The organism is Neptuniibacter sp. QD29_5 (assembly GCF_047778125.1).
Classification (GTDB): domain Bacteria; phylum Pseudomonadota; class Gammaproteobacteria; order Pseudomonadales; family Balneatricaceae; genus Neptuniibacter.
Window position 1 is genome coordinate 1253183 of the sequence record NZ_CP180556.1, and the last position, 23452, is coordinate 1276634.

Here is a 23452-nt window from a genome sequence, read left to right on the forward strand (position 1 = left end):
GCTGAATGCTGTTTAATAAACTTCCTGATAACTTGTTTTTGCCTTTATCCGGGCAGAATCGACAGGTTTATCAGGCTGTACTTATCTCATTGGCCGACCTGTTCTTTGATGAAGATTTGGTTGACCCGTTTGTACCTAAGGATTTGGTACGTTCAACGATCGAAGGGGCGGTAATTCGTCTAGGTGTTCGTCGTTGGGAGCCAGAAGAGGATGATTCTGAAGAGGATCAGCAAGAACCCCCTCGTTCCACTGCCGAATATACCAGTCGCATCTACCGTCGTTTGGTAGCTACTGGGTGGTTGGAAGAAGAGCAGCGCATTTATCGCAGTTATGTACTGTTATCTCCTGCGAATAGCTTCCTGTTACGTACCTTGGTTTCGATTGCCAACCTAGAGAAGCGTAGCTATGGCGGTGCGGTTCTTAACGTATTGAGTTCGTTAGAATCTGCGATTAACGATCCGCAAGGGCGCGGTATTACCCTATCAGAAGCAGCTCAAACAGCGGCTGATTTCAGCGCCCACCTTACAGATATGATGCTTGGTCTGCGTGAGCTAAAGATCAATCTGTCACAAACCAATAACCCGCAAGAGATTGTTCGTAACTTCTTTGATCGATTCGTAGAGCATATCTTGGTTTCAGACTATAAAACCCTGAAAACCAAAAATAACCCGTTCCGATTCCGTCAACAGATTCTATCTCTATTGCGAGAGTTACAGTTTGATACAGTCAAATTGGAACAGTTGATCATGCACTATCAAGAGCAGTTTGAAGTTGATATTCATGATGCTGAAGCGCGCGTGCACCAACATATCAACCGTATTATCCGTATCTTCGAATCAGTGGATCAGCGTTTAGCGATCATTGACGATTTCCGCTACAAGTTGGAAAAACGTGTATCTGACACTGTTCGCTATATGGATAAAACGACGCCGGGTATGGCTTCACGTCTATCCCGCGTAATCGCTCAAATTAGCGAAAAAGATGGTCGTGAAATTCCACGTATTCAAACTTTGGATACGGTTGGTTACCTTGCGCCGGGTAGTGTTCGTGCGCCGGTTAAACGTCGTACCATTGCAGAACCACAAGTTATTACGCGCAAAGAGATCGATCCAAAAGTTCTGCAGCTTCGCCAGCTCTTTAAGGAATACAAAGAGCGTCGTGAAGTTAAAGTTGATCGTATCGAAGCGTATTTAGAACGCCATCTGATTGGCCGCGAAAAGATCAACGCCTCTGATTTCGAGATCAGCTCGATCGAAGATTACATCTGTTTCAGCTATGTCCGCCACCTGAAGTCATTAGGTAAAAAAGCGCGTAAGACGAGCGAACAGTATGAGATTAAATTCCAGGAAAATTACGTGAACGTTGCCGACATGGTTGAGTGTCGTGATTTTTATATAACTAGAAAAGATCATTCAAAGGAAGTTTCAAATGCTAGGTGATCTGCAGAAAATTATCGGTCGCAGCGATCAGTATCAAGCCAGCGATTTTAGCCGAGCGGCTAACCAACTGCTGACCAATCAGTTCCTATATGCGGAGCGTCCTGGGCACCGTGAAAGCTATTTTCTAGTTGCTTCGCATGTAGACTACTTTACTAACCTTTTTGAAGCGATCGGCTGGTCTTTTATCCATCAGCCTGATGAAGCTTATATGGGTATTATCCCTAAAGGTGAAGAGCGCTTTATGCGTTTACGCTTGGATGAATCCTTGTTGCTGCTTTGCATTCGTCAGCAGTATGAACAGCGCTTAGAAAGTTTCGAAGTGGAAGCAGGGCAAGCATATACCAGCACTGATGAGCTGCTTACGGTTTATGAAAACCTAACGCGTAAAGAGATTCCAAACGAAACGCGTTTGAAAGAGATCCTTTCTTTGTTCTCTCGTCATGGTGTTATCGAGCGCGGTAAACCTGATGAGATGGAACCTAAAAATATCCCGCTTAAGATCAATCCAGTAATCCGCCAGGTGGTGGTTGAAGACTTTATTCGTCAGCTTGAAGGCCTTTGCGAGTCCAACGAGCAAGATGGTGAAGTTGTATTGGATATGGATGAAGTCGCGGAAGCAGCGGTTGAGTCTGCTGAAGAAAAAAGCGAAGACGCTTCTGAAGAAGCAGCTGACGAAACATCTGAAGAGCCAAGCGAAGCAGTCGCTGAAACGGCAGAAGAAAAAGAAGAGGTACCAGCTGAATGAAGCAGCTAAATCGTATTATTCTGGTTAACTGGTACGTTCTTGGTGCTGTAGAGATACCGATTAAAGGTAACGTTGCGGTTGTAGGTCCAAACGGTTCTGGTAAATCATCCCTATTGGATGCGATCCAAACAGTATTGATGGGTGGTAACAAACGTCACTTGAGCTTCAACGCATCGGCCGGTGAAAAGAGTGAGCGTAGCCTACGTACATACTGTCTAGGTTTCCTTGATGACGACGGTAAAAAGAATACCGCGCGCCATGATTCCCTCTGTTATTTGGCATTGAGCTTCTTTGATACAGAAACGGCTAAAGAGACGACTGTTGGTGTAGCGATTAGTGCATCTACTGCGTCTGCTGATGAAGATGTTCTAGGTCGTTTTATTCTTCCTGATTGCTCTGTATCTCTAGATGACTTTACTGAGAAAACAGGTGAAGGCCGTCTGCCTAAAGCGTGGGATCAAGTTCGCGATCACCTCTACAAGCAGTGCCCAGATATGATTCTGGAGAAGCGCTCTAGTCGTTTTGTGCGTGAATTGGTAACGCATCTAAGTTACGACCCAGAGATGCCGAACGATGATGATAAGTTTGTTAAAAACTTTAAGAACGCGCTTAAGTTTGTACCAATCGACAGTCCTACACGCTTTATTCGTGAGTTCGTCCTAGACGAAAATATCGTCCATGTCGGTGCATTCCGTAAGTCTCTTGATGAATACCGCGCGATGGAAACTAAGACGCGCGAAGTAGCTAACCGCATCGGTGAACTAGAGAAAGTACAAGAGCTTTGTAACGGTATTCAACGCAATGTCAAAAACGCTGCTGAGTACGAATGGGTTGTTCACGAAACACGTTTTGAAAATGCAGACCTTAAAAAAGAGGATGCTGCAGAGCGCTTGGAAGATAACCAAGCGAAAGAGGAGCAGGTACAGGTAGATCTGGAGAAGAAGAGTGAAGAACTCAACCAGATTATGCAGAACTTGGCCGAAGCCCGTGCAGAGCTAAATACCTCTGATTCAGCTCATAAAGTTAAGGCGCTAGAGTCCTCTATTATTGCTAAAACTCACGAAGTTAATGTTGTGAAAGAGCGTATTCAGGGTGTTTATAATCTGATGCGCACTACCGTAGGTTTTGCTGAAAACAGCGAACTGCTGCCTGAGAAATTCCGTCCTGTTGTTGAGCAGTGTGTAGAACAGTGGCGCTCGGGTCAGGACATTATGGCGGATCTATGGCCACAATCTCCTGTAGAAGTTGATAACGTTCTAGAAAACCTAAAACTTCAAGTTGAAGGTGTTCGCCGTGATATCGCACGTCGTTATGAGCACTCAGTAATTCGTATCAATGAGCTACGCTCTGAAATTCAGAACCAGAAGAGTGCCGTTGAAGCGCTAAAACAAGGTCATGCACCAGTTCGTCGTAACACCCGTGAGTTGATGGAGCTGTTACAAGAGTACGGTATTGAGTCCACGCCGATCTGTGAACTAGCGGATATCAACGATGACAAATGGCGTATTGCGATTGAGTCTTTCCTAGGTGCGCGCCGTGAAGCGCTAATCGTCGATCCAGATCGTGTTAAAGAAGCGATTACGCTTTACCGTCGTAAAGGTCGTCACCTTAAAGGTTGTCGTATCGTTAATACGACCAAATCTGGCGATTGGCTAAACCGTTATAAAGCGGGCTCACTGGCTTATTTCATCGATACAGAAAATGATCATGCTCGTGCATATATGAACCGTGCACTAGGCGGCGTGATGGCGGTTGAGACTGAAACCGAACTACTGCGTCATGAGCGTGCATTAACTTATGACTGCATGTTGCAGACAGAAGGTTCGACAACGGCGATCAACGAACAGCAGCCTATTATGGGTATTCGTCGTCGTTCTGACCAAGCTGCGCTTCAAGGTAAGCAGGTTGATCAGCTTGTTTCTGAATTTACACAGCTGGGTAAAAACCATGACTCATTGGAAAAACTACGTGATGCGTTAATTACGCTGAACAACGGTTTAGACAATGTGAACGAACGCGTATTCGACTTGGTTAACCAGCGTGAGCAGCTTGATACAGAGATCGAAGGTCAGCGTCAGGCGATCACCGATCTACGTAACCAAGATGACACGGGCGTTCAACAGCGTATTGCTGATCTGGTAGCTGAGCAGAAATCTACTGAACAGATGCAACGTAGCTTGATGGATAAGCTGCAGAAAGTACGTACGTCCATCATCAAAGATACGGCAGCGCTAGAAGTATTTGATCAAGAGCTAGAAGAGCACTCAACTGCACGTACTGCTTGTGAAGAGAAGAACGAATTTAATGCGCAATCTGCACAGGAAAAACGTGATTACCTAGATGAATCATGTGCAGGCGAACTAGAACGTATTATCTTTGAAGCCGCGAAGAAGGCCCAGTCTGAACTGTCTCTGCACGAGAAGAAGAAAAATGCTGTACGTGATGGTGTTGCTCAATACAAAGCGAAATACCATGGCGGTGGCTTAAGCCATCAGCAGCTAGATAAAGTTACACCTGACTCTGCTCACGAAGAGCTGTCTGCATTTGTAGATGAAACCGTTCAAGCACTTAAAGATTCTGAACTGGCTAACTATAGTCAGAAAGCAGAGCGTGCACGTCTAGAAGCAGAAACAGCATTCAGATCTGACTTTGTTGCGCATTTGAACGATCAGATCAACAAGATCAAAGATCTTATCCGCGAGCTTAACCAGCATCTTAAAGGCCGTCCGTTCCATAAAGAGATGTACAGCTTCGACATGATGCCTAACCCAGAATTGAAAGATATTCTGGAACTGGTAGAAGCTTACACTCAAATGGATTCAGCAAACGTAGGCTCTCTATTCGATCTGAAATTCGATAGCGATAAGCCTCATAAAGATGCACTGGCGAAGATTCACGAAGTGCTTAAAGATGAAGGCGAGAGCAGCCTGTTGCAGGATTACCGTAACTTCTACAACTTCGAATTGGTTGTTAAAGATCTAGACGGTAACCGTAAAACAACCCTTACTCAGCGTATCAAAACCGGTTCCGGTGGTGAGCACCAAGTACCGTTCTACGTGGCAATTGCTGCAGCCCAAGCTGCAACATACCGACTACGAGAAGGTAATGATGGCAATCCACTAGGTGGTATGAGCCTGTCTGTATTCGACGAAGCCTTCAACAAGCTGGATTCTGAGAACACAGTAACCTCTCTAGGTTTCATGAGCGATCTAGGTTTGCAGACAATTATCGCTGCACCAGATGAGAAGTACTCACTACTAAGTTCTTGTATGGATACCATCATTAATGTTTGTCGTGATGGTCGTATCGTAGACTTGGATGTTGAGTTCCCAACGCTTCAAGGGCGTGAACTTCTAAACTCTGACAACCCGCTAAAAATGATGGCTGAGTTGGAAGCAGAAGATCAAGATGAGCAGGAGCTTGAGCCAGAACCGGCTTAATCCTATCTAATCAAAAAAAGGCGCTTCGGCGCCTTTTTTATTGGTTGGAATATATCAGCGAATATTAGCTAGATGTCTTTAAGCGCGGTTTCGGCCAAGCAAGCTTAGGGATCAGACTGATAAATGGCTGCTTGCCGCGGAAGATATGCAATCGACCTTTATGTAACTGACCGATGCATTGCTCAACAGGGTCGAGCAAAATCATCATAATCGTACTGATGCTCGGCGGCGGAGCTCCGGCATTTTGCTTACTGCCCGGCAGCGCTTTTACTTCATTTTGTAGGCTAGAGAACTGCTGATGGCTAATGAGTTTTGCCAACGCCTGAGCGTCCCATATATCAGGCTGCGCCATTAAGGGCTCAAGTAAACCTAGCGTATTCGGTGAGACTAGGCATCGCTCACGGCTAAAGTACTTTCGAACACTCAGATCGGTATGCACGTTGAGTAGGGAGTTATCGCGAACATTACTATCGAACGCCATCTGCTCCAGACCGGTCAAAATTGCATTTAGATCCCAATTACAGCCTTTAATTAAGCGCCAGACAGGTTCCATGCTTGTACGCGAACCTAAGCTATATTTCACCGCATCATGAATCAGTGTGTCTTTAGGTAGTAGAGTGATCTTTAGAAAGGTCGTCTGAAAATCTACCAGACATTCAGGGCTTTCAATAAAGCAGTATGGCAGTTCACGGCGGCAGAACGCCATCCACTGATCGCGCGAGTTAAGTTGTTGTAATACAGGAATAATCACAGAATTAACTCAATAAAACAGTTTCGTTCGACTAGCCAAAGGTAGTAAGCTAAAAAGCTACCTCAACAGAGGGTAAACTTCATCTCTTTACCCCTATCAGGTGATCAATCAACTGTTATGATGGGTCTAATAATTTATAGCCCGAGTATAACCAAAGCTAAGGATAAGAACCATGAAGTTGCTTAACCGTTCAGCATTTGTTGTTTTACCGCGACAGCCATTTGCAGACTGGACTAATAGTTTAGATGTAGATGCCGACGGTTTACACCAGTGCTTAACTCTAGACGAGCAGCGTAGGGAAGGCACCGTTTATCTGGTCGATGAAGTCAGCACGGAAGAGGATTTCTCTAAAGCGCTAGAATCCCATTGGCAGTCTATTTTCGAAAGCGAGCTTTCTGCTTGGGATGAGTTGGGTGATCATTGGCCGCGTGAAATTAGCTTTGCTAACTTTCAAGAATGGTTTGATGTCTATCCGCAAATCATGGCTTTGGATCTGGCTAAACAGCCGTTAATGATGGCAAATTTGGAAGATGTATAGCCGCGTTAGTTAAGGGCTTTTGGAGATTTTATGGAGCAGATTGTTAACCCTCATGGACTGAAAATGCACCCAATGCGGGAGCGTTTGTACAGTGAATTACACTCGCGCCCGTTTCAGGTTATTCCAAGTCCGGCTCGCATTACCCATCTAGCAGTGATGTGTAATCCTGAAGAGAGCAAACAGCAGTTTGCGCACTTGCAGGAGCTGTTTAAACATTTTGGTGTTGAGCCACCTGAAGTTGATGAACTTTGTTACCACGCTGATTTCGGTAATCTTCGTGTACGCCGTGAAAAGCATATGGAGTTCACTACTTATACCTTTATCAATACAGGTATAGAGCAGGGCGGAAACCCATTTGAAGTCACTGGCTTAACACCGCTACCAGAAGGTTGGCTTGCTGACATTCCAGGCACTGTGATGTCGGCCTTCCACGTTTCAGTAGAAGATGCGCGACAAACACATGAGTTGAATCTGCCATTAGTAAAACGCTTCTTCGAAGGCATGCGTTTAGTCGGTAGTAGCCCGCAAAATGGCGATGCTCGGGTGTGGACAACCTTCCAGATGCACAGTGATGGATTTGGTCGCTTTCTGATCTACAACAAGCAGATGAGTGATAGCCAGTTAGGTCGATTAACTCAGCGTATTATGGAGATCGAGACCTATCGTTTGATGGCATTGCTTTCGCTCCCGACCGCACGAGAGATCAATCCAACGCTTGGCGATATGGATCAAAAGCTAGCAGATATTACCGATCATCTAGCCCACAGTGGCGATATCGATGAGCAGGAGTTGCTGTTCCGCCTGACGGATATGGCGTCTTGGGTGGAAGACTGTCGAGCACGAGCAACCTTTAGATTCAGTGCAACCTATGCCTACCACGATCTGGTTATTAAGCGTCTTGAAGAGCTGCGAGAGGACGAAGTATCTGGCCACTTAACCATTACTGAGTTTATGACACGCCGTTTAACGCCAGCGGTGAAAACCTGTCGTGCGACTAGTAACCGACTTGAGGATCTATCTCGTCGTATCGACCGTGTTGCCGAAATGATGCGCACACGCGTAGAGCTATCGATCCAATCGCAAAACCAAGAGCTGTTGGCTTCTATGGATCAGCGCTCTAAAGTTCAATTAATGATGCAACATACGGTAGAAGGCCTATCCGTAGCAGCAATCAGTTACTACACTATTGGTTTAATTAAATACTTATTAGATGCTGTGTATAACTCCGGTGTGGATCTGAACAAAGATCTGATTCTAGGTATCTCTGTACCTGTTGTAATCGGCGCTGTTGCATTAACGACACGTAAAATCCATCGACACTTTTTAAAAATGGCGACAGAAGAGGTGGAAAGAATGGATGAAAGTAAAAAGAGTAAAAAATGAGTATAGAAGCGGTAATTAGAAATCGACTAGAAGATGGTCTGGCGATTGAGCATCTTGTTATAGAGAATGAGAGCCACATGCATTCTGGCCCTGCAACTGACTCGCATTTTAAAGTAACAGTTGTGTCGGATGATTTTGAAGGTAAACGTAAAGTGCAGCGTCACCAGCTGATTTTTAGTTTTCTCTCCGATCGGATGAATAACCCTATCCATGCACTGTCGATGCACTTATTCACCCAGCAAGAATGGCACGACAGAGGGCAGGCGGTTGCGCCGTCACCTAAATGTTTAGGTGGCTCTAAAGCAGATAAATAACAAAAGCGACTTCGGTCGCTTTTTTATTTTTGACCGACTGTAAGGTCTGGAAATATCTCTAAAATTCCCTAAAAGTAGCACTATCTCTCAATAGAATATCCCTATATATTCTAATGTTAGATATATGAAATATAAGAAAAAAATAGCCATCAAGTTGTAACAGGGGCTGCTATGAAAAATAACCAACCGGTTAATAATACAGAGCGTAAATTCAGTAACGATACGCCGCTGATTTCCACTACGGACTTAAAAGGGCAGATAACATTTGTAAATGATGCCTTTGTGGATATATCAGGTTTTACTCGGGATGAGTTAATTGGCCGCTCTCATAATGTTGTTCGTCATCCAGATGTCCCACCACCGGTTTTTGGCGACCTGTGGTCTAAGTTAAAAGAGAATAAACCTTGGATCGGTATAGTCAAAAACCGTTGTAAGGATGGCTCTTACTACTGGGTAAATGCTTATGTAACTCCGATTGTGGAGTCTGGTCGAACCATTGGTTATCAATCTGTTCGAACTGTCCCTACTTCTGGTCAAGTTTCTCGTGCAAACGATGTTTATAATCGTTTGAATAACAACAGTCGTCGCATCTCGATGCATGATATGTCGATTCAGACGAAGTTTATTATCCTGCTATTACTGGCTGTGCTGATTCCGATGGGGGCAGGTCATTTCACACAATGGTCCCCGATGATCACAATGGGAGCAGGCCTTGGTGCTTTCATGTTATGTGCGGGCTTGTCTTATCACTGGTTGGGCCCTTTGCGTTACTTACAATCTCGCGCTAAACGCATGTTAGATTCGAAAGTTCTAGAAGAGATGTACGCTAATTCTGTGAGCGAGGTGGGCTCGATCTATCTAGGTGCCATGGTTGATCAGGCTCGAATCCGCTCAGCCAATGCCCGTGTTACTTATTCAGCCAAAGAGCTGAACCAACAGGGTGAAGATACGATCGGTATTGCGCGTCAGGCTAATCAAGCGATTGAGCAGCAAAGCCAAGAAATAGAAGATGTTTCTGCGCATATTCAAAACCTCTCTATTGCAATTGAAGAGGTGGCTCAGCATGCAAGAACCACTTCTGAAGAAACGAAGATAGCAACGGATACAGCCGATCAAGGCCATACGATTGTTAAAGGCACAATCGATGCAATTCACCACCTTGCAGATAATGTCGAGCAGGCTGCACAGCAGATAGATAGCTTACGTCAGGCGACAGAAGAGATCGCAAGTAAGACCTCTGTAATCTCCGAGATAGCTGATCAAACAAACCTATTGGCATTAAATGCGGCAATTGAAGCTGCACGCGCAGGTGAGCAGGGGCGCGGATTCGCCGTTGTTGCGGATGAAGTACGAGAGCTAGCTAAACGCACTCAGCTTTCTACCAAAGAGATTGATACCACGATCGCGGAACTTCAGGATGAAGCAGCTCAGGCTATGTCGATGATGGAGAAAAGTCAGGATTCAGCAAAAGGCTGTGTAGATAAAGCTGGTGATGCGGGTACCGCACTGCAAGAGATTATGGCCGGTGTAGGTAGCATTGATGATATGAGTACCATGATTGCCGCTGCATCCTCTCAGCAAAGTAATGCTGCGGAAGAATTAAAGCAAAACATCATGTCTATTCAGGAAGCAGCGCAAGTTGCTCAGTTGGCAGCCCAAGCTACAGAACGATCCTCCGTTGACCTTGCTGATACCTCTAAAACCATTGTCCAGAGTGTGAGTGTTTAAGCTCTAACCGAATTGAAAAAGGCTGCATCTGCAGCCTTTTTTGTGTCTCTTAGTCTGTCTTAAATAGGGTTTGGTTAGATCAGGTCTTTGGTTTCCAAATTTAACAGATAACTCTTATTCTCAAGCCCGCCTGCGTAGCCTGTTAAATTACCATTACTGCCCAATACACGATGACAAGGAATAATAATGGGGATCGGGTTGCGGTTGTTTGCCATCCCTATAGCTCTAGCGGCTTTCGGCTTGCCTATTTTCTTAGCGACATCACCATAGCTACAGGTCTTACCATAAGGGATATCGTTCAACGCATTCCACACGGATTGCTGAAACTTTGTGCCATTAGGTGCCAGTGGAACATCAAATCTTACGCGCTTCCCTGCAAAGTACTCGCTTAGTTCAGAAACGCACTGATTGGTGAGCGCGTTACCCAAGAGTTCAGGTACGGTTTCATTATCTTTTAGGAAATGAATCGAGGTAATAGCACTGTTGTTGGCTTTAATAAGCAGAGAGCCCAAGGCAGTGTTCATGATTGCTGCGTACATAATATTAACCTCCACTTATATGCTTTTTTATAGTTTGGAACCTGTATTGATGTCCGTCAATGCTTTGTTGTCATGAGAGGAGGAGACTGAAATCAAAGAGATAAGAAAGAACGATTAAGGGGAACATCAAATGCCTATTGAACATCATGATTTGATTCACGAATTTCCAGAGCACCGTGACCGTATTCACAACCTAAAAATGGAAGATGCGCATTTTGCTCGCTTATTCGATGAGTACCATCAGGTGACAAAAGATGTTGAGCGAATGGAATCTGAGGTTGAGCCAGTATGCACTCAAACTGAAGAAGCAGCTAAGTTTAAACGCCTTAAGTTAAAAGATAAGCTTTACAAAATGCTACAAGCATAATCGCTAGGCCTATTTAGAAAACCCGCAGACACTGCGGGTTTTTTTTTGATTTAATTAATCTAATCTAGATCCGAGTTTAACGAGTACAATTTAGTTATTACTGAGTTTGCGTAAAAAGGATAGTTTGTGAAGCCGTACTACAGTTGGCGCTATATCTTACAGGTGGCATCTGAGCATAAATCGGAGCTAATTAAAGCGAATATCATCGCTTTTTTTGCCGCCTTAGTTTCTGTTCCGTTACCGCTGTTTATGCCATTGTTGGTTGATGAGGTCCTGTTAGATCAACCTGGGTTTATTGTCGAAACTATCGGCCCTATGTTCCCGTCTGAATGGCATGGGCCGGTGCTGTTTATAGGTGTGATTCTATTTGTCACACTGTTTTTGCGTTTACTCGCGTTGATGATGAACGTTTGGCAGGCGCGCCAATTCAGCATTATCTCCAAAGATGTAACTTATCGGATTCGGGTTGGCTTATTAGAGCGGCTTAAAAAAATCTCAATGGCCGCCTACGAAACTGTTGGCAGCGGTGCGGTTTCATCCCACTTTGTGACCGATCTAGATACTGTAGATCGCTTTATCGGTAGCTCACTCAGTCGTTTACTTATTGCATCCCTATCGATCTTAGGTACTGCCATTATTTTGCTGTGGATGCACTGGCAGCTCGCGCTATTTATTTTGTTTCTTAATCCGGTGGTGATCTATTTCACCACCATGGTTGCTAAACGGGTTAAGCATCTTAAAGGTCAGGAAAACAAAGCGTTTGAGGTGTTCCAGTCGGCATTAACCGAAACCTTGGACAATATCCAACAACTGCGTGCCTGCAACCGTGAACAGCATTATCTCAAAGGGTTGATCTCAGAAGCCAAAACCGTACGTGATCATTCAACCGCGTTTGAGTGGAAAAGCGATGCGGCCAATCGCTTAAGCTTTGTCTTGTTTATGATCGGCGTTGATCTCTTTAGAGCGGTTTCAATGCTAATGGTGGTTTTCTCCGATCTGACCATCGGTGAGATGATGGCTGTGTTTGGCTACCTCTGGTTTATGATGGCGCCAGTGCAAGAGATTCTAGGCATTCAATACAGTTATTACGCTGCTAAAGCTGCTCTGCAGCGGATTAACAATTTGGCAGACTTTAAAGAGGAGCCGCAGTACCCAGCCAAAGTTAATCCATTTGAAGGCAAGAAGACTGTCGCGGTTAAGTTACAAGATATTCACTTCAGTTATGAAACCGGAGTCGAGGTACTAAAAGGTGTCTCGGTAGATATCCCAGCGGGACAAAAGATTGCATTGGTCGGTGCTAGTGGCGGTGGTAAATCAACCTTAGTGCAGGGGTTGTTGGGTTTATACCCAATCGAGAAAGGGGAGATGTTCTTCGACGGAGTCTCGATCAAAGATATCGGACTGGCTTGCGTTCGAGATAACATTGCAACCGTACTCCAGCATCCTGCTCTGTTTAATGGCTCTATCCGCAGTAATTTAACCATGGGCAAAACCTATTCGGATACAGAGCTTTGGAACGCTTTAGATGTCGCCCAGTTAAAACCCTTTGTGGAGTCCCTAGAGCAACAATTGGATACGCAGGTTGGACGGCAAGGCGTAAGGCTCTCAGGAGGACAGCGCCAACGTATCGCTATCGCTCGTATGCTGTTAAGTGACCCTAAGGTTGTCGTACTAGACGAAGCGACCTCTGCCTTGGATGCAGAGACAGAGTTGAATTTGCATCAGGCGCTAAAGAGCTTTCTAAAAGATCGTACTACCATCATCGTCGCTCACCGTTTAAGTGCAGTAAAACAAGCTGATCATGTCTATGTGTTTGAAGATGGCAAAATCTGCGAGCAAGGTAATCATTCGGAGCTGCTACAAAGTAATGGCCTCTACTCTAGGCTCTATGGTGAATATCAATAAACGCTTCGGCTCAGTTGGTTCATCTTAGGTACATGCTCAAGGTGTAAGCTCAGTAATTAATATTTATGGGTCGGCGTGGATCGAATCTGGCTTTTGGCTTTCTATTAGGCTCAGGGCCCTTATTTAGCTCAGGGCTCTTTATAGGCTCAAGGCTGTCAATAGGGATAATCAAAGATGGATGGACAGGCTAGAGTTAGTTATAAAACGGTTTCAGGGTATTAATTGCTAAAATGTAATTAATAGTAAAAAGGGATTTTGGCACGAAAAAATCATCTGATCTGAAGATCAGATAAGAGGATACACTTATGAGTAAGTATGCAGTTGTTGTGACAATGCTATGTGCGCTAACACTAAGTGGTTGTGTAAGTAATTTAAGTGGTACAACCTATTCGCGTAGTGAAGCACGCCAAGTTCAGCAAGTTCAGTACGGTGTTGTGCAATCTGCCATTCCTGTAGTTATTGAAGGGACAGGTGGTGTAGTGGGTGGTGCAACAGGTGCTGTAGTGGGTGGCATCGCAGCCAGCAATGTTGGTGGTGGCCGCGGTAAAGATATCGCGACGGTATTAGGTGCTGTTGCCGGTGGTGTCGCAGGTAAAAAAGCAGAAGAGATGCTAACACGTGCACAAGGACAGGAGATCACTGTGCGCTTAGACAATGGCAATATGGTATCAATCGTCCAAGAGATGGACGGTGGACCAGCCTTCGCAGCAGGTGATCGTGTGAGGGTGCTAACCCGTGCAGGTACTGCCCGTGTAACTTACTAAGCTTAAGTTAGCTCTCATTCAAAAAGCCCTTGCTGAATAGCAGGGGCTTTTTGTTTGGGTTGAATGCAGTTTCTAGGTGCTTTAAAAACTGTTGCTCGGTTGTGCTTCCGAGCCTTGTTTTACGTGTTCTCACTGGCAGAATTACTATAGAATCCCTGCTTTTTAGCACACTATTAAGAAAGCAGTATAAATATGTCTGACAGTCATCAAGCCCATATTGGTTTAACCGACCCTAAGAGCCCTGAGAATGTTGGGGCGATCATGCGTGCAGCGGGTTGCTACAACGTGCAATCTGTTACCTATACAGGCAATCGTTTTAACAAAGCGCAGGAACAGAATAAGCGACTGCAGACAGATACGCGCAATATGCTGGAGCGTATCCCGCTAGATCATATTGAGTGCTTTAAAGCGTCTATTCCTAAAGGCGCTAGACCGGTTGCAATTGAGCTGGTGGAAGGTGCGACTTCCTTGATCGACTACGAGCACCCCGAAAATGCTTACTATATCTTTGGCCCAGAAGATCGCTCGATCGATAAAGAGGTCGTGGCTTGGTGTGAAGATGTGATCTACATCCCAACCGTTGGTTGCATGAATTTAGCCGCAACAGTGAATGTTGTGCTTTACGATCGTATTGCTAAGTTAGGCCCGAAAGCGTCTGGAGATGAGTTGATCCGTACATCACGTGATCGCAATAATCAGCTTAAGGTTTAACGAAGGGCTGTTTTGAAAGGCGAGATAACTAGCCTAGTCCGTGAACTAGGCTAGTTGTAGTAAGCGTATAGAAAGCGAACTTACTTATCTGGTGCGTGGAAGTATAGGTACAGATCGATCAGCAGTTCTGGGATCTGCGCACACATCTCTGCACATAGTTTCTCATCTTCACGAATCTTGTTGATGTCATCTTCTTCAAACAGTTCAGATGCAACCATCACAGGTAGAAGCATCTCAGCTACTTCTTCCTGCTTCTTGCTGCCGAACCATTCCTCTTCCTGAGTGAACACGCCTTCCATAAAGGCTTGTGACCACCACGCTAGAGGCGAGATATCTTCATCTTCTTCAGCGTCTAGAGACAGTTCGCACGGCAGTTCAATTTCACCGTCGCTGTATAGCTGACCGCCAATCGTGCTGTATAGGCGTTTTAGTAGGCCCATGATCTCAGCTTCTTGCGCTTCTGATTCCCAGTTTGGCGTCTGATCAAAAACCAGTTCCATCCACGTGGATTCATCAAGAGGAGTAGGGCTGATATTTAGCGCGCTAAACAAGCCGTGAACGCCGATAAGATCAAGGCAATCTTCTGAAACAGCATCGGAATAAAGGAAGTCGTCCAGTAGATCCAGTTCTGAATCGGTAAGTGCATTCGCTGAAGTGAGAGTCATGAATATATTCCTAAAAGGTTATGCCGCTGATTTTAACTTGCTTGGTTAGATTTAGCAGTATTTTTTAACTGCTCAATTCAATACGGTTGTCAGTGACAAAGGCACGCGCTTTCTGGATAATCCAGCCATGAATTCAAGCGCGTTACAGATCCTCAAAGAGGTTTTCGGTTACGATCAGTTCCGAGAGCCCCAAGCCGAAGTTATTGATACCCTGGTAAATGGCCAAGATGCCTTGGTGGTTGTGCCAACAGGTGGTGGTAAATCACTCTGTTATCAGCTACCTGCGTTGATGAGGCAGGGTACGGCTATTGTTATCTCGCCGCTGATCGCGTTGATGCAGGATCAGGTAACTGCGCTGTCGCAATGGGGTATTCGTGCAGGATGCTTGAATTCGAGCATGGATTTCTCTTTGATCAATGAAACCGAGCATCAGTTAAGATCCGGTGGTTTTGATCTACTCTATATTGCGCCGGAACGATTACTTCAGCCGCGCACTCTTTCTCTGCTTCAGTCCTGCCAAATTGCTCTTTTCGCCATTGATGAAGCGCACTGCGTTTCCCAGTGGGGACATGATTTTAGGCCCGAATACTTACAACTAAGTCAGTTGGCTCAGTTATTTGCCGGTGTGCCACGTATTGCGTTAACGGCAACCGCGGATGAACGCACTCAGCAAGAGATTGTTGAACGATTAGCGCTGACCAATCCTGCCGAATTTATCCAAGGTTTTGACCGCCCGAATATTCGTTATCGCATCGGGCAGAAAGACAGCGCCAAGAAGCAGCTGTTGAAGTTTCTTACAGATGAGCACCCGAAAGATTCCGGTATCGTTTACTGCCTTTCTCGAAAGCGGGTAGAAGATACAGCAGCTTGGTTATGTGAGCAGGGCTTTAATGCACTGCCTTACCATGCGGGACTCGCAGCAGACCTTCGAAGTCATAATCAGCATCGCTTTTTGACTGAAGAAAATATCATCATGGTTGCAACCGTTGCGTTTGGTATGGGCATTGATAAGCCGAACGTGCGCTATGTGGCTCACTTGGATCTGCCAAAAAGCATCGAAGCGTATTATCAGGAAACTGGTCGAGCAGGCCGTGATGGTTTACCTGCCGATGCCTGGATGGTTTACGGTCTGCAGGATGTGATGTTTTTGCGCCAGATGCTGGAAGGCTCACAAGCGCCAGCAGAGCAGAAGGTTGTAGAGCGCCAAAAATTAGAAGCGATGCTTGGGCTTTGTGAGATCACGACTTGCCGCCGTCAGGTGCTTTTAAGTTACTTTGGTGAGAAAGATCATCAGCCTTGCGGTAATTGTGATACCTGTTTAGAGCCTGTGCCTGTTTGGGATGGAACCGAAGCGGCGCGTAAGGCCTTGTCGGCGGTGTACCGTTCTGGGCAGAGTTTTGGTGTGAATCATGTGGTCGATATCCTGATGGGGAAATCGAATGAGAAAACCAAAAACTTCGGCCATGAAAAGCTTTCCACTTGGGGCATAGGCAAAGAGCTGGATAAGAACCAGTGGCGCTCTGTTTTCCGCCAGCTAGTGGCTCGCGGATTGTTGGGTGTGAATGTTGATCAGCACGGTGTTTTGCACTTAACCGATAAGTGCCGTCCGCTATTACGTGGCGAAACCAAAATCCAACTGCGTAAAGATCAGCGTCAGCATACGCCTTACCGTAAAAACCAAGTACCGCAGAGTCAGTTGGAAGCAGAAGATTACGCACTGTGGAATGAGCTTAAAGCGGTGCGTAAACGCTTGTCTGATGAGCAGGATGTGCCGCCTTATGTGATCTTCCATGATGCTACGCTCATGGAAATGGTGATGTATCGCCCGCAAACCTCAGATCAGTTCAAACGTCTGAACGGTGTGGGTGAACGCAAACTGGACCTTTATGGCGCTGACTTTATTCAGGCGATTGAAAAATTTGAAGATCAACACAAAGCCGATAATGTCGCGACTCAGGCAATGGAATCGGTTGTACTTTATCGCAGTGGCATGACTGTTGATCAGGTTTCTAGGCAGCAGCATCTATCGGTTAATGCGATCTACGGTCACTTAGCTCAAGCGATCCAAAAAGGTGAGTTGGCGGTTAAGGATGTGGTCGATCTTCCTGAGAAAGAGTTCAGTCATATCGAACAGGTGATGCTGGAGTGTCAGCAGGAGTTTGGCCAAGCGTTAAAGCCTGTGAGCGAAGCCTTGGCTGGCGTCTATGAAGTTGGGGTACTTCGTTGTATTAAGGCAGGGCTGGAATCCGCGTGAGTGAAGATCTGAGTCTCTCAGCTTTATTCATTAGTGGTTTTGTATCGGCTACGTTGTTACCCGGTGGTTCCGAAGTTCTACTGGCTTGGCAACTATCTCAAGATGTTCATGATCCTTGGAGCCTTTGGGCTGCAGTGACCGCGGGCAATGCCTTAGGCGGTATTGTGACTTTCTTAATGGGCTGGGGAATTGCCCATTACTACCCTCTACGCGCACTATCATCACCCAGACAGCAGCAAGCACAACGATGGCTCACTCAATATGGCCCTGTGGCATTGTTAATGTCTTGGGTTCCGTTGATTGGCGATCCGCTTTGTTTGGTTGCTGGCTGGTTAAAAACCAATTTTTGGCTTAGTGTACTGATGATCACTTTTGGAAAAGCGATCCGATATTTGATTATTGTGGGCGTGATTTAAGGGATTAACGAGAGAGGATTGTGGTGGCGGGATCACAACGTAGTAAATGGGGTTGGTTACGTTTAATTATTTTGTCTCTCGCGTTAATTGTGGTGGCGATGAATGCTTGGCTATCACAGCTACGCTCCACCGATTGGGATCGGCCGCTTTGGGTGGTGATCTATCCGATTAATGCTGATCAAGGCACTGATACCCAACTCTATGTTGATGCCTTATTAGAAGGTCACTTCGACGATATCGAGCATTTTATGGCGCGAGAAGCTCGTCATTATGATTTGCCCCTAGAAACACCGCTCGAAGTTTATCTTGCCCAGCCTTTGACTGAGCACCCTCCAAAACCGCCACAAAACCCGAGTATGTTAGATAGTGTTTTATGGAGTTTAAATCTGCGTTATTGGGCTTGGCAGAATGATAGTTGGACTGGCACAACGCCTGATATCAAAGTCTATTTGATGCTGCATTCGCCTAAGACTCATCAAGTACTGGAGCATTCCTTAGGTTTGCAGAAAGGGATGATCGGTGTGGTGAATGGTTTTGCAAGCGTCGACTATCAAGCACAAAATAACTTTGTGACTATACACGAAGTTCTGCATACATTAGGGGCGACCGATAAATATGATCTCAGCAATAACCAGCCGATCTGGCCCGATGGTTATGCTGATCCTGAATTAGAGCCTTTATTGCCGCAAGCTTATGCGGAGGTAATGGGTGGTCGAATCCCAAGGACGTCGACCACAGCAGAGATGCCAGAGAGTCTTGAGCAGGTTTTAGTTGGCGAAAAAACTGCTCAAGAGATCAATTGGGTTCAGCCTTAAGCGTTATCAGTGTTTATTGCTCGATAACCGACTTCAAAGCATTAACGATATCTTCTTCAAGTTCAATCAAAAGATCCTGAGCAGGGCTTTCTGGATTGATCTGGCTTGGGCGTAGGATCTTGATATAGGTGATGTCGTTCTTGTGCTTCAGAGTGATAGAAAGAGGGCAGAGCGCGCCCATATCAGGGTCTTTGTTTATCACATGGTTAGCGTACCAAGGATTACAGAAGACTAAGCTGCGGATCTCTTCATAACCGTGTTTGTTGTACTCAGCGCCCCAGCGGTCTTTGTAGTGAGTCAAAGAGCGGCCGATATTGGGCTCGAAGATGACATAAAAACGGCTCTCTTCCAAAGCTTGGCTGATCTCTGTGTGGTTAATATCAAAATCCCCCTCCATCTCAAAAGATAGAATCGGGTTAGCAAAAACGGTGCTGCTCGCTAGCAGAGTTGCCGAGAAAACCAGTCTTTTGATCAGCTTAAGCATTACTTGCTCCAAAGAATCCATTTACCGATGAAAGTTCAGTTTAGTGTATCACCGCATCTTAGCCGAGCAAGCGTCAAGGTGTAGGACTTCTTAAGATCATCTAGTGTATAATCTGCGCTCCGAAATAGAGCTGAAGACCATGACTACTAGCAACACCTCATCAATTGAAGATCCTCAACTAACTGACGCCGAAGCTGCTGCAGAGCAGAAGAAGCAGAAAACCCGTATGAACAAGCTGCAGAAGCGTCTGCGCCGTGAGATGGGTCGCGCGATTGAAGACTTTAATATGATCGAAGATGGCGACAAGGTTATGGTCTGCCTGTCTGGCGGTAAAGATTCCTACGCGATGCTTGATATCCTGATGAATCTGCAGCGCAGTGCCCCAATCAATTTTGAGCTGGTGGCGGTGAATCTGGATCAGAAACAGCCGGGATTCCCAGAGCATGTTTTGCCTGCTTATTTGGAATCGATCGGTGTACCTTTCCATATCTTAGAGCGTGACACTTACTCAGTGGTTAAAGAGGTGGTGCCTGAAGGTAAAACTACCTGTGCGCTTTGCTCACGTTTGCGTCGTGGTTCTTTATATGGTTTCGCTGAAGAGATCGGTGCAAATAAAATTGCACTAGGCCATCACCGTGACGATATCCTAGAGACGTTGTTCTTGAACATGTTTTATGGCGGCAAGCTTAAATCTATGCCTCCAAAATTGGTTTCGGATGACGGTAAGAATATGGTTATCCGTCCGTTAGCTTATGCGCGCGAAAAAGATATCGCTGCCTTTGCTGAATTACGTGGTTTCCCAATCATCCCTTGTAACTTGTGTGGTTCTCAGGAGAACCTACAACGTCAGGTGATCAAAGAGATGCTGCAAACTTGGGATAAGAACTTCCCAGGTCGTATCGAAACTATGTTCCGTTCGTTGCAGCACGTTGTGCCATCACACTTGGCTGATACTGAGCTGTTCGACTTTAAAGGCTTAAAGCACGGTTTCCCTCACGGTATTGATCCAAACAGCGACACTTCAATGCGTCCGGATAACGCGCCGACAGAAGAAGCGGTGCAGACGTTTAATCCGCAGAAGATCGACGTTCTTTCTCTCTAATCTTTCTATTGTTTCATGATGCATGTCCGAAATTGTCGGATATGTGTCATTGATGACATTTCGGTTTCGCGTAATACTGCTATCACAGCTTAAAAACTCAGGTTTAATAGCCGTGGGAGTATTACGTGAAAACTATCGCCGTTCTTGGCTATGCTGATTGCCAGATTCTAGATGTCACCGGGCCATTGCAGGTGTTCGCATCAGCTAATCGGGCATTAGGGCAAGATTTCTACCAGATTAAAATCCTTGGGTTATCTCAAGAGCCTATAGTGACCAATTCGGGGATGCGCTTGGTTCCTGATCAGTGCTATTTCGATGCTACGGATATAGACACGCTGCTGTTTGCCGGTGGTCGTGGGGTTGATCTACAGCGCAGAAATCAGGAGCTGATTAACTGGATACAGGAGCAGGCTAAGATTGTTCGACGTATTGGCTCGGTCTGTAGTGGTGCTTTCCTTTTGGCAGAAGCAGGTTTGTTGGCGGATAAAGAGGCCGTATCTCACTGGCAGTGTTGTGACCTGTTAGCCGAAGAGTTCCCTGATACGCGGGTTAATTCCGATGCGATCTGGATTAAGCAGGGCGATCTGTATACCTCCGCAGGTGTGACCTCGGGTATTGACCTGGCTTTAGCTCTCGTCGAGGAGGACTTAGGTCATGAGATAGCGATGGCGGTTGCACGAGAGCTGGTGGTGTTTATGAAACGCCCTGGTGGGCAGACACAATTTAGCACCCAACTAGAAGCTCAGTTAAAAGCAACTGGGCCTGTTGCCAAGGCAGTTGCCTATATCGAGCAGCATCTAAATGCAGAGCTTAATCTCGCCATATTGGCCGAGCATTGTTGTGTCAGTGAGCGGCATCTGTTCCGTCTATTTAAAAGTGAGTTTGCGCAATCGCCTGCCACTTATATCGAAAATAGCCGCTTAAGTTTGGCTCGGCAGTTATTAGAAAGCGGCGCATTGAATCTACAACGGCTAGCTGAACAGAGTGGACTAGCCTCTGCAGATAACCTTCGTAGAGTGTTTATTCGCCGTTTAGGTATTAACCCAAGTGAGTATCGGGATCGTTTTGGTTCTGTAACTTGTGATCAAGCATCAAAGGATATTAATTTATGAATCTGAATGTCTTTTTGCTCTCCGGTTGCCAAGCCTTATTAACCACCGGAAACATACTTTTAGTCTCAGTAGTGGCTCTGATCGGTCAGAATCTTGCAGCAAGCCCTTCCATGACGACCTTTCCAGTGGCGACCCAGTTTATTGGTTTGATGCTAGCGACGATTCCTGCCTCTCTGATCATGCGTCGTATAGGACGAAAAAATGGATTTTACTTAGGAAATTCGATCGGGATTTTGGGTGCCGTATTGTGCATTCTTGCCTTGCAAGGGGAGCAGTTCTTTCTATTCTCGTTTGGTACATTCCTTTTAGGGATAGGCATCGGTTTTGGTACCTTGTACCGTTTTGCGGCGGTAGAGGTGTGTGATGATCAGTCGAAAAGTAAAGCTATCTCCTTAGTCATGGCCGGTGGTGTTGTGGCGGCCGTGATTGGGCCACAGTTGGCTATCTACAGTCAGGATCTATTGGGAGAAGCTGAGTTTGCCGGTGCTTTTGTAGGATTGTTGGGGCTTTACTTTATCGCGCTGTGTTTGCTGTTTTTTACTCATATTCCTAAAGAGGTTGCCACTGAGGATACTGCTACGGCACGTCCGTTGTTGACGATTGTTCGACAACCCACCTTTATCGTTGCCGTTGTTGTGGCGATGGTGGGTTATGTAGTGATGAACCTACTGATGACAGCAACGCCTTTAGCTATGGCTCGTTGTGGTTTTACCTTTGCTCAAGCGGCTCATGTTATCGAGTGGCACGTGTTAGGTATGTTTGTACCGTCGTTCTTTACCGGCAGTTTGATCGCACGATTCGGCCTTAATCCTGTTATGTATGCCGGCGCCGTATTCATGTTGGCCTGCATTGGCATTAACTTGATGGGCGTATCTGAATGGCATTTTTGGACGGCATTGGTGTGTTTAGGGATTGGCTGGAACTTTATGTTTATTGGCGCCACTCAACTGGTTACCACAACTTATAGACCTTCAGAGAAAGCTAAATCTCAAGCGGCGAATGAGTTTTTAGTGTTTAGTATGGTGACAGTTTCCGCAATGTCTGCCGGTTGGATGGAAGCTGTATTGGGCTGGCAAGCAATGAATTGGATTGTTTTACCTTTGATCCTTTGGGCAGTAGCAGTTATTTTCTATATAGGCCGCTCTCATTCTGAGCCTGCGGCTGCTACCTAAGGAAGGAATATGAAGTCGCCACAATTTTTATCTATCGTGACCTCATCGCCGGTTAAAGTGAGATTGACCAATCTCCCTGAAATACAGGCTTTAGGCATCACGACTGTATGTGAATCTAACTTACAGCGATTCACTGCTATGGATAATAACAGGGCGTTGGGGCTTGCAGATTATCTTGCTGAGAATCCCGAAGAAACTGAAGTATGGTCTGCTGCGCTTTATCCTGAACTACCCCTTGAGGCAGTAGAGATCCAGCCTTATTCAAGGGCGCAGCGTGGTTTACCCTGTTTATTTTCCCAAGTAGGGGAGTTACCCGGCATTGAAGATGGTGATCGATTCCCTGTGGGGGATCAGTGGCCACTGAGTTGTAGCCCTCAAGAGCGCGCGTTTAGTTTGTTGCAGGAGCGGATGCGCAAACTCTGGAGCGAGGGGCGCCCGGACGCTGAGATGAAATTAGCCTTAGTGGCTGATTACGCCGGCCGCTTAAACCGGTTAAGCGGCCATCACTTCATTCATTGGGACGGTGAGCTGCTTTTTGCCTATTGCGGTAACGAAACTGATCTTGAATCTTTGGCTTACCAGAGCTTTTCATTTAGAGAACTTTGTTTGAATTATGGGGTGGATCTAGAGCTTTCTTCAGATGATCTTGTGACCGGTGTTATTGTCGCTTCCCAGTCTTTGTTGGGCGACGAAGCTATTCCTATAAATCCGGGGAATACGTTATGTTTCAAGCAAGGGCAGCTATTTGAACAGTGTGAGCCCGTAAATTTTTGGGAGCGAATTGAGTAAAAATTTCCGCATTTAATTC

22 protein-coding genes are annotated in these 23452 nt (G+C 45.8%); 18 read left to right on the plus strand and 4 right to left on the minus strand.

Annotated features, from left to right (window positions below):
- The first annotated feature begins 5 nt into the window (after positions 1-5).
- Genes ACMXYR_RS05710 through ACMXYR_RS05720 form a run of 3 tightly spaced genes read left to right on the plus strand, consistent with a single transcriptional unit; the run spans position 6 to position 5624 of the window.
- Positions 6-1439: a Wadjet anti-phage system protein JetA family protein gene (locus tag ACMXYR_RS05710; protein ID WP_415903240.1), complete on the plus strand. Its 1434-nt coding sequence runs from the start codon at positions 6-8 to the stop codon at positions 1437-1439.
- On the plus strand, positions 1429-2184 hold the full coding sequence (locus tag ACMXYR_RS05715) for a DUF4194 domain-containing protein (RefSeq protein ID WP_415903241.1): 756 nt from the start codon (positions 1429-1431) through the stop codon (positions 2182-2184). Before ACMXYR_RS05710 ends, ACMXYR_RS05715 begins: the two co-directional genes overlap by 11 nt.
- The gene (locus tag ACMXYR_RS05720; RefSeq protein ID WP_415903242.1) at positions 2181-5624 is read left to right on the plus strand and encodes an SbcC/MukB-like Walker B domain-containing protein; all 3444 of its coding nucleotides are present in this window, start codon (positions 2181-2183) and stop codon (positions 5622-5624) included. Before ACMXYR_RS05715 ends, ACMXYR_RS05720 begins: the two co-directional genes overlap by 4 nt.
- 64 nt (positions 5625-5688) lie before the next feature.
- Here the strand turns inward: ACMXYR_RS05720 and ACMXYR_RS05725 are convergent, their stop codons facing one another.
- Positions 5689-6375 (minus strand): hypothetical protein, encoded by a 687-nt coding sequence (locus ACMXYR_RS05725; protein ID WP_415903243.1) that lies wholly within the window; start codon positions 6373-6375, stop codon positions 5689-5691.
- Positions 6376-6547: 172 nt separating this feature from the next.
- Between ACMXYR_RS05725 and ACMXYR_RS05730 the strand changes: the two genes are divergently transcribed.
- The 4 genes from ACMXYR_RS05730 (at position 6548) to ACMXYR_RS05745 (ending at position 10338) form a co-directional block, all read left to right on the plus strand.
- On the plus strand, positions 6548-6913 hold the full coding sequence (locus ACMXYR_RS05730; RefSeq protein WP_415881736.1) for a hypothetical protein: 366 nt from the start codon (positions 6548-6550) through the stop codon (positions 6911-6913).
- 30 nt (positions 6914-6943) lie between these two features.
- Positions 6944-8296 carry a DUF3422 family protein gene (locus tag ACMXYR_RS05735; protein WP_415881735.1) on the plus strand — a complete coding sequence of 451 codons (1353 nt, stop codon included), beginning with the start codon at positions 6944-6946 and terminating at the stop codon, positions 8294-8296.
- Positions 8293-8610 carry a BolA family protein gene (locus tag ACMXYR_RS05740; protein WP_415881734.1) on the plus strand — a complete coding sequence of 106 codons (318 nt, stop codon included), beginning with the start codon at positions 8293-8295 and terminating at the stop codon, positions 8608-8610. The genes ACMXYR_RS05735 and ACMXYR_RS05740 overlap by 4 nt, the downstream gene beginning before the upstream one ends.
- 171 nt (positions 8611-8781) lie before the next feature.
- Positions 8782-10338: a methyl-accepting chemotaxis protein gene (locus ACMXYR_RS05745; protein ID WP_415903244.1), complete on the plus strand. Its 1557-nt coding sequence runs from the start codon at positions 8782-8784 to the stop codon at positions 10336-10338.
- 74 nt (positions 10339-10412) lie between these two features.
- Here ACMXYR_RS05745 and ACMXYR_RS05750 read toward each other — a convergent pair whose 3' ends face one another.
- Positions 10413-10877: a methylated-DNA--[protein]-cysteine S-methyltransferase gene (locus tag ACMXYR_RS05750; RefSeq protein WP_415903245.1), complete on the minus strand. Its 465-nt coding sequence runs from the start codon at positions 10875-10877 to the stop codon at positions 10413-10415.
- Between the two features lie 130 nt (positions 10878-11007).
- On the opposite strand from ACMXYR_RS05750, the gene ACMXYR_RS05755 reads away from it, so the two are divergent.
- The 4 genes from ACMXYR_RS05755 to ACMXYR_RS05770 all read left to right on the plus strand — a co-directional run bounded on the left by ACMXYR_RS05755 (position 11008) and on the right by ACMXYR_RS05770 (position 14624).
- Entirely contained in the window at positions 11008-11244 is a 237-nt protein-coding gene (locus ACMXYR_RS05755; protein WP_415881731.1) for a YdcH family protein, read from the plus strand.
- A 126-nt stretch (positions 11245-11370) separates the two neighbouring features.
- Complete coding sequence (locus ACMXYR_RS05760) at positions 11371-13149, plus strand: ABC transporter ATP-binding protein (protein ID WP_415903246.1); 1779 nt, start codon at positions 11371-11373, stop codon at positions 13147-13149.
- A gap of 305 nt (positions 13150-13454) precedes the next feature.
- A complete protein-coding gene (locus tag ACMXYR_RS05765; RefSeq protein ID WP_415881729.1) occupies positions 13455-13913 on the plus strand; it encodes a glycine zipper 2TM domain-containing protein in 459 nt (152 codons plus the stop codon).
- 192 nt (positions 13914-14105) lie between these two features.
- Positions 14106-14624, plus strand: coding sequence for an RNA methyltransferase (locus tag ACMXYR_RS05770; RefSeq protein ID WP_415881721.1), 519 nt, complete (start codon positions 14106-14108; stop codon positions 14622-14624).
- 80 nt (positions 14625-14704) lie between these two features.
- Here the strand turns inward: ACMXYR_RS05770 and ACMXYR_RS05775 are convergent, their stop codons facing one another.
- On the minus strand, positions 14705-15289 hold the full coding sequence (locus tag ACMXYR_RS05775) for a YecA family protein (RefSeq protein WP_415881720.1): 585 nt from the start codon (positions 15287-15289) through the stop codon (positions 14705-14707).
- A 127-nt stretch (positions 15290-15416) separates the two neighbouring features.
- Here ACMXYR_RS05775 and recQ point away from each other — a divergent pair, with 127 nt between their 5' ends.
- The 3 genes from recQ to ACMXYR_RS05790 are packed head-to-tail and all read left to right on the plus strand — an operon-like array spanning position 15417 to position 18774.
- A complete protein-coding gene (gene recQ / locus ACMXYR_RS05780; protein ID WP_415903247.1) occupies positions 15417-17543 on the plus strand; it encodes a DNA helicase RecQ in 2127 nt (708 codons plus the stop codon).
- Positions 17540-17959 (plus strand): YqaA family protein, encoded by a 420-nt coding sequence (locus ACMXYR_RS05785; RefSeq protein ID WP_415903248.1) that lies wholly within the window; start codon positions 17540-17542, stop codon positions 17957-17959. Before recQ ends, ACMXYR_RS05785 begins: the two co-directional genes overlap by 4 nt.
- A 23-nt stretch (positions 17960-17982) precedes the next feature.
- On the plus strand, positions 17983-18774 hold the full coding sequence (locus ACMXYR_RS05790) for a hypothetical protein (RefSeq protein ID WP_415903249.1): 792 nt from the start codon (positions 17983-17985) through the stop codon (positions 18772-18774).
- A 13-nt stretch (positions 18775-18787) separates the two neighbouring features.
- Here ACMXYR_RS05790 and ACMXYR_RS05795 read toward each other — a convergent pair whose 3' ends face one another.
- Positions 18788-19258 carry a DUF302 domain-containing protein gene (locus tag ACMXYR_RS05795; protein ID WP_415903250.1) on the minus strand — a complete coding sequence of 157 codons (471 nt, stop codon included), beginning with the start codon at positions 19256-19258 and terminating at the stop codon, positions 18788-18790.
- A gap of 226 nt (positions 19259-19484) precedes the next feature.
- Here ACMXYR_RS05795 and ttcA point away from each other — a divergent pair, with 226 nt between their 5' ends.
- The 4 genes from ttcA to ACMXYR_RS05815 all read left to right on the plus strand — a co-directional run bounded on the left by ttcA (position 19485) and on the right by ACMXYR_RS05815 (position 23433).
- Positions 19485-20360, plus strand: coding sequence for a tRNA 2-thiocytidine(32) synthetase TtcA (gene ttcA / locus ACMXYR_RS05800; protein ID WP_415898231.1), 876 nt, complete (start codon positions 19485-19487; stop codon positions 20358-20360).
- Positions 20361-20485: 125 nt separating this feature from the next.
- Positions 20486-21472, plus strand: a complete 987-nt coding sequence (locus ACMXYR_RS05805; protein ID WP_415903251.1) for a GlxA family transcriptional regulator — start codon at positions 20486-20488, stop codon at positions 21470-21472.
- Positions 21469-22644 carry an MFS transporter gene (locus tag ACMXYR_RS05810; RefSeq protein ID WP_415903252.1) on the plus strand — a complete coding sequence of 392 codons (1176 nt, stop codon included), beginning with the start codon at positions 21469-21471 and terminating at the stop codon, positions 22642-22644. Before ACMXYR_RS05805 ends, ACMXYR_RS05810 begins: the two co-directional genes overlap by 4 nt.
- Before the next feature lie 9 nt (positions 22645-22653).
- The gene (locus tag ACMXYR_RS05815) at positions 22654-23433 is read left to right on the plus strand and encodes a class II glutamine amidotransferase (RefSeq protein WP_415903253.1); all 780 of its coding nucleotides are present in this window, start codon (positions 22654-22656) and stop codon (positions 23431-23433) included.
- Positions 23434-23452 lie beyond the last annotated feature (19 nt).

Coding starts and splice junctions, on each gene's coding strand:
- ACMXYR_RS05810 (WP_415903252.1), top strand. CDS start 21,469: ATGAATCTGAATGTCTTTTTGCTCTCCGGTTGCCAAGCCTTATTAACC.
- ACMXYR_RS05710 (WP_415903240.1), top strand. CDS start 6: ATGCTGTTTAATAAACTTCCTGATAACTTGTTTTTGCCTTTATCCGGG.
- ACMXYR_RS05715 (WP_415903241.1), top strand. CDS start 1,429: ATGCTAGGTGATCTGCAGAAAATTATCGGTCGCAGCGATCAGTATCAA.
- ACMXYR_RS05815 (WP_415903253.1), top strand. CDS start 22,654: ATGAAGTCGCCACAATTTTTATCTATCGTGACCTCATCGCCGGTTAAA.
- ACMXYR_RS05775 (WP_415881720.1), bottom strand. CDS start 15,289: ATGACTCTCACTTCAGCGAATGCACTTACCGATTCAGAACTGGATCTA.
- ACMXYR_RS05755 (WP_415881731.1), top strand. CDS start 11,008: ATGCCTATTGAACATCATGATTTGATTCACGAATTTCCAGAGCACCGT.
- ACMXYR_RS05740 (WP_415881734.1), top strand. CDS start 8,293: ATGAGTATAGAAGCGGTAATTAGAAATCGACTAGAAGATGGTCTGGCG.
- ACMXYR_RS05730 (WP_415881736.1), top strand. CDS start 6,548: ATGAAGTTGCTTAACCGTTCAGCATTTGTTGTTTTACCGCGACAGCCA.
- ACMXYR_RS05745 (WP_415903244.1), top strand. CDS start 8,782: ATGAAAAATAACCAACCGGTTAATAATACAGAGCGTAAATTCAGTAAC.
- ACMXYR_RS05795 (WP_415903250.1), bottom strand. CDS start 19,258: ATGCTTAAGCTGATCAAAAGACTGGTTTTCTCGGCAACTCTGCTAGCG.
- ttcA (WP_415898231.1), top strand. CDS start 19,485: ATGAACAAGCTGCAGAAGCGTCTGCGCCGTGAGATGGGTCGCGCGATT.
- ACMXYR_RS05770 (WP_415881721.1), top strand. CDS start 14,106: ATGTCTGACAGTCATCAAGCCCATATTGGTTTAACCGACCCTAAGAGC.
- ACMXYR_RS05750 (WP_415903245.1), bottom strand. CDS start 10,877: ATGTACGCAGCAATCATGAACACTGCCTTGGGCTCTCTGCTTATTAAA.
- ACMXYR_RS05720 (WP_415903242.1), top strand. CDS start 2,181: ATGAAGCAGCTAAATCGTATTATTCTGGTTAACTGGTACGTTCTTGGT.
- ACMXYR_RS05765 (WP_415881729.1), top strand. CDS start 13,455: ATGAGTAAGTATGCAGTTGTTGTGACAATGCTATGTGCGCTAACACTA.
- ACMXYR_RS05735 (WP_415881735.1), top strand. CDS start 6,944: ATGGAGCAGATTGTTAACCCTCATGGACTGAAAATGCACCCAATGCGG.
- recQ (WP_415903247.1), top strand. CDS start 15,417: ATGAATTCAAGCGCGTTACAGATCCTCAAAGAGGTTTTCGGTTACGAT.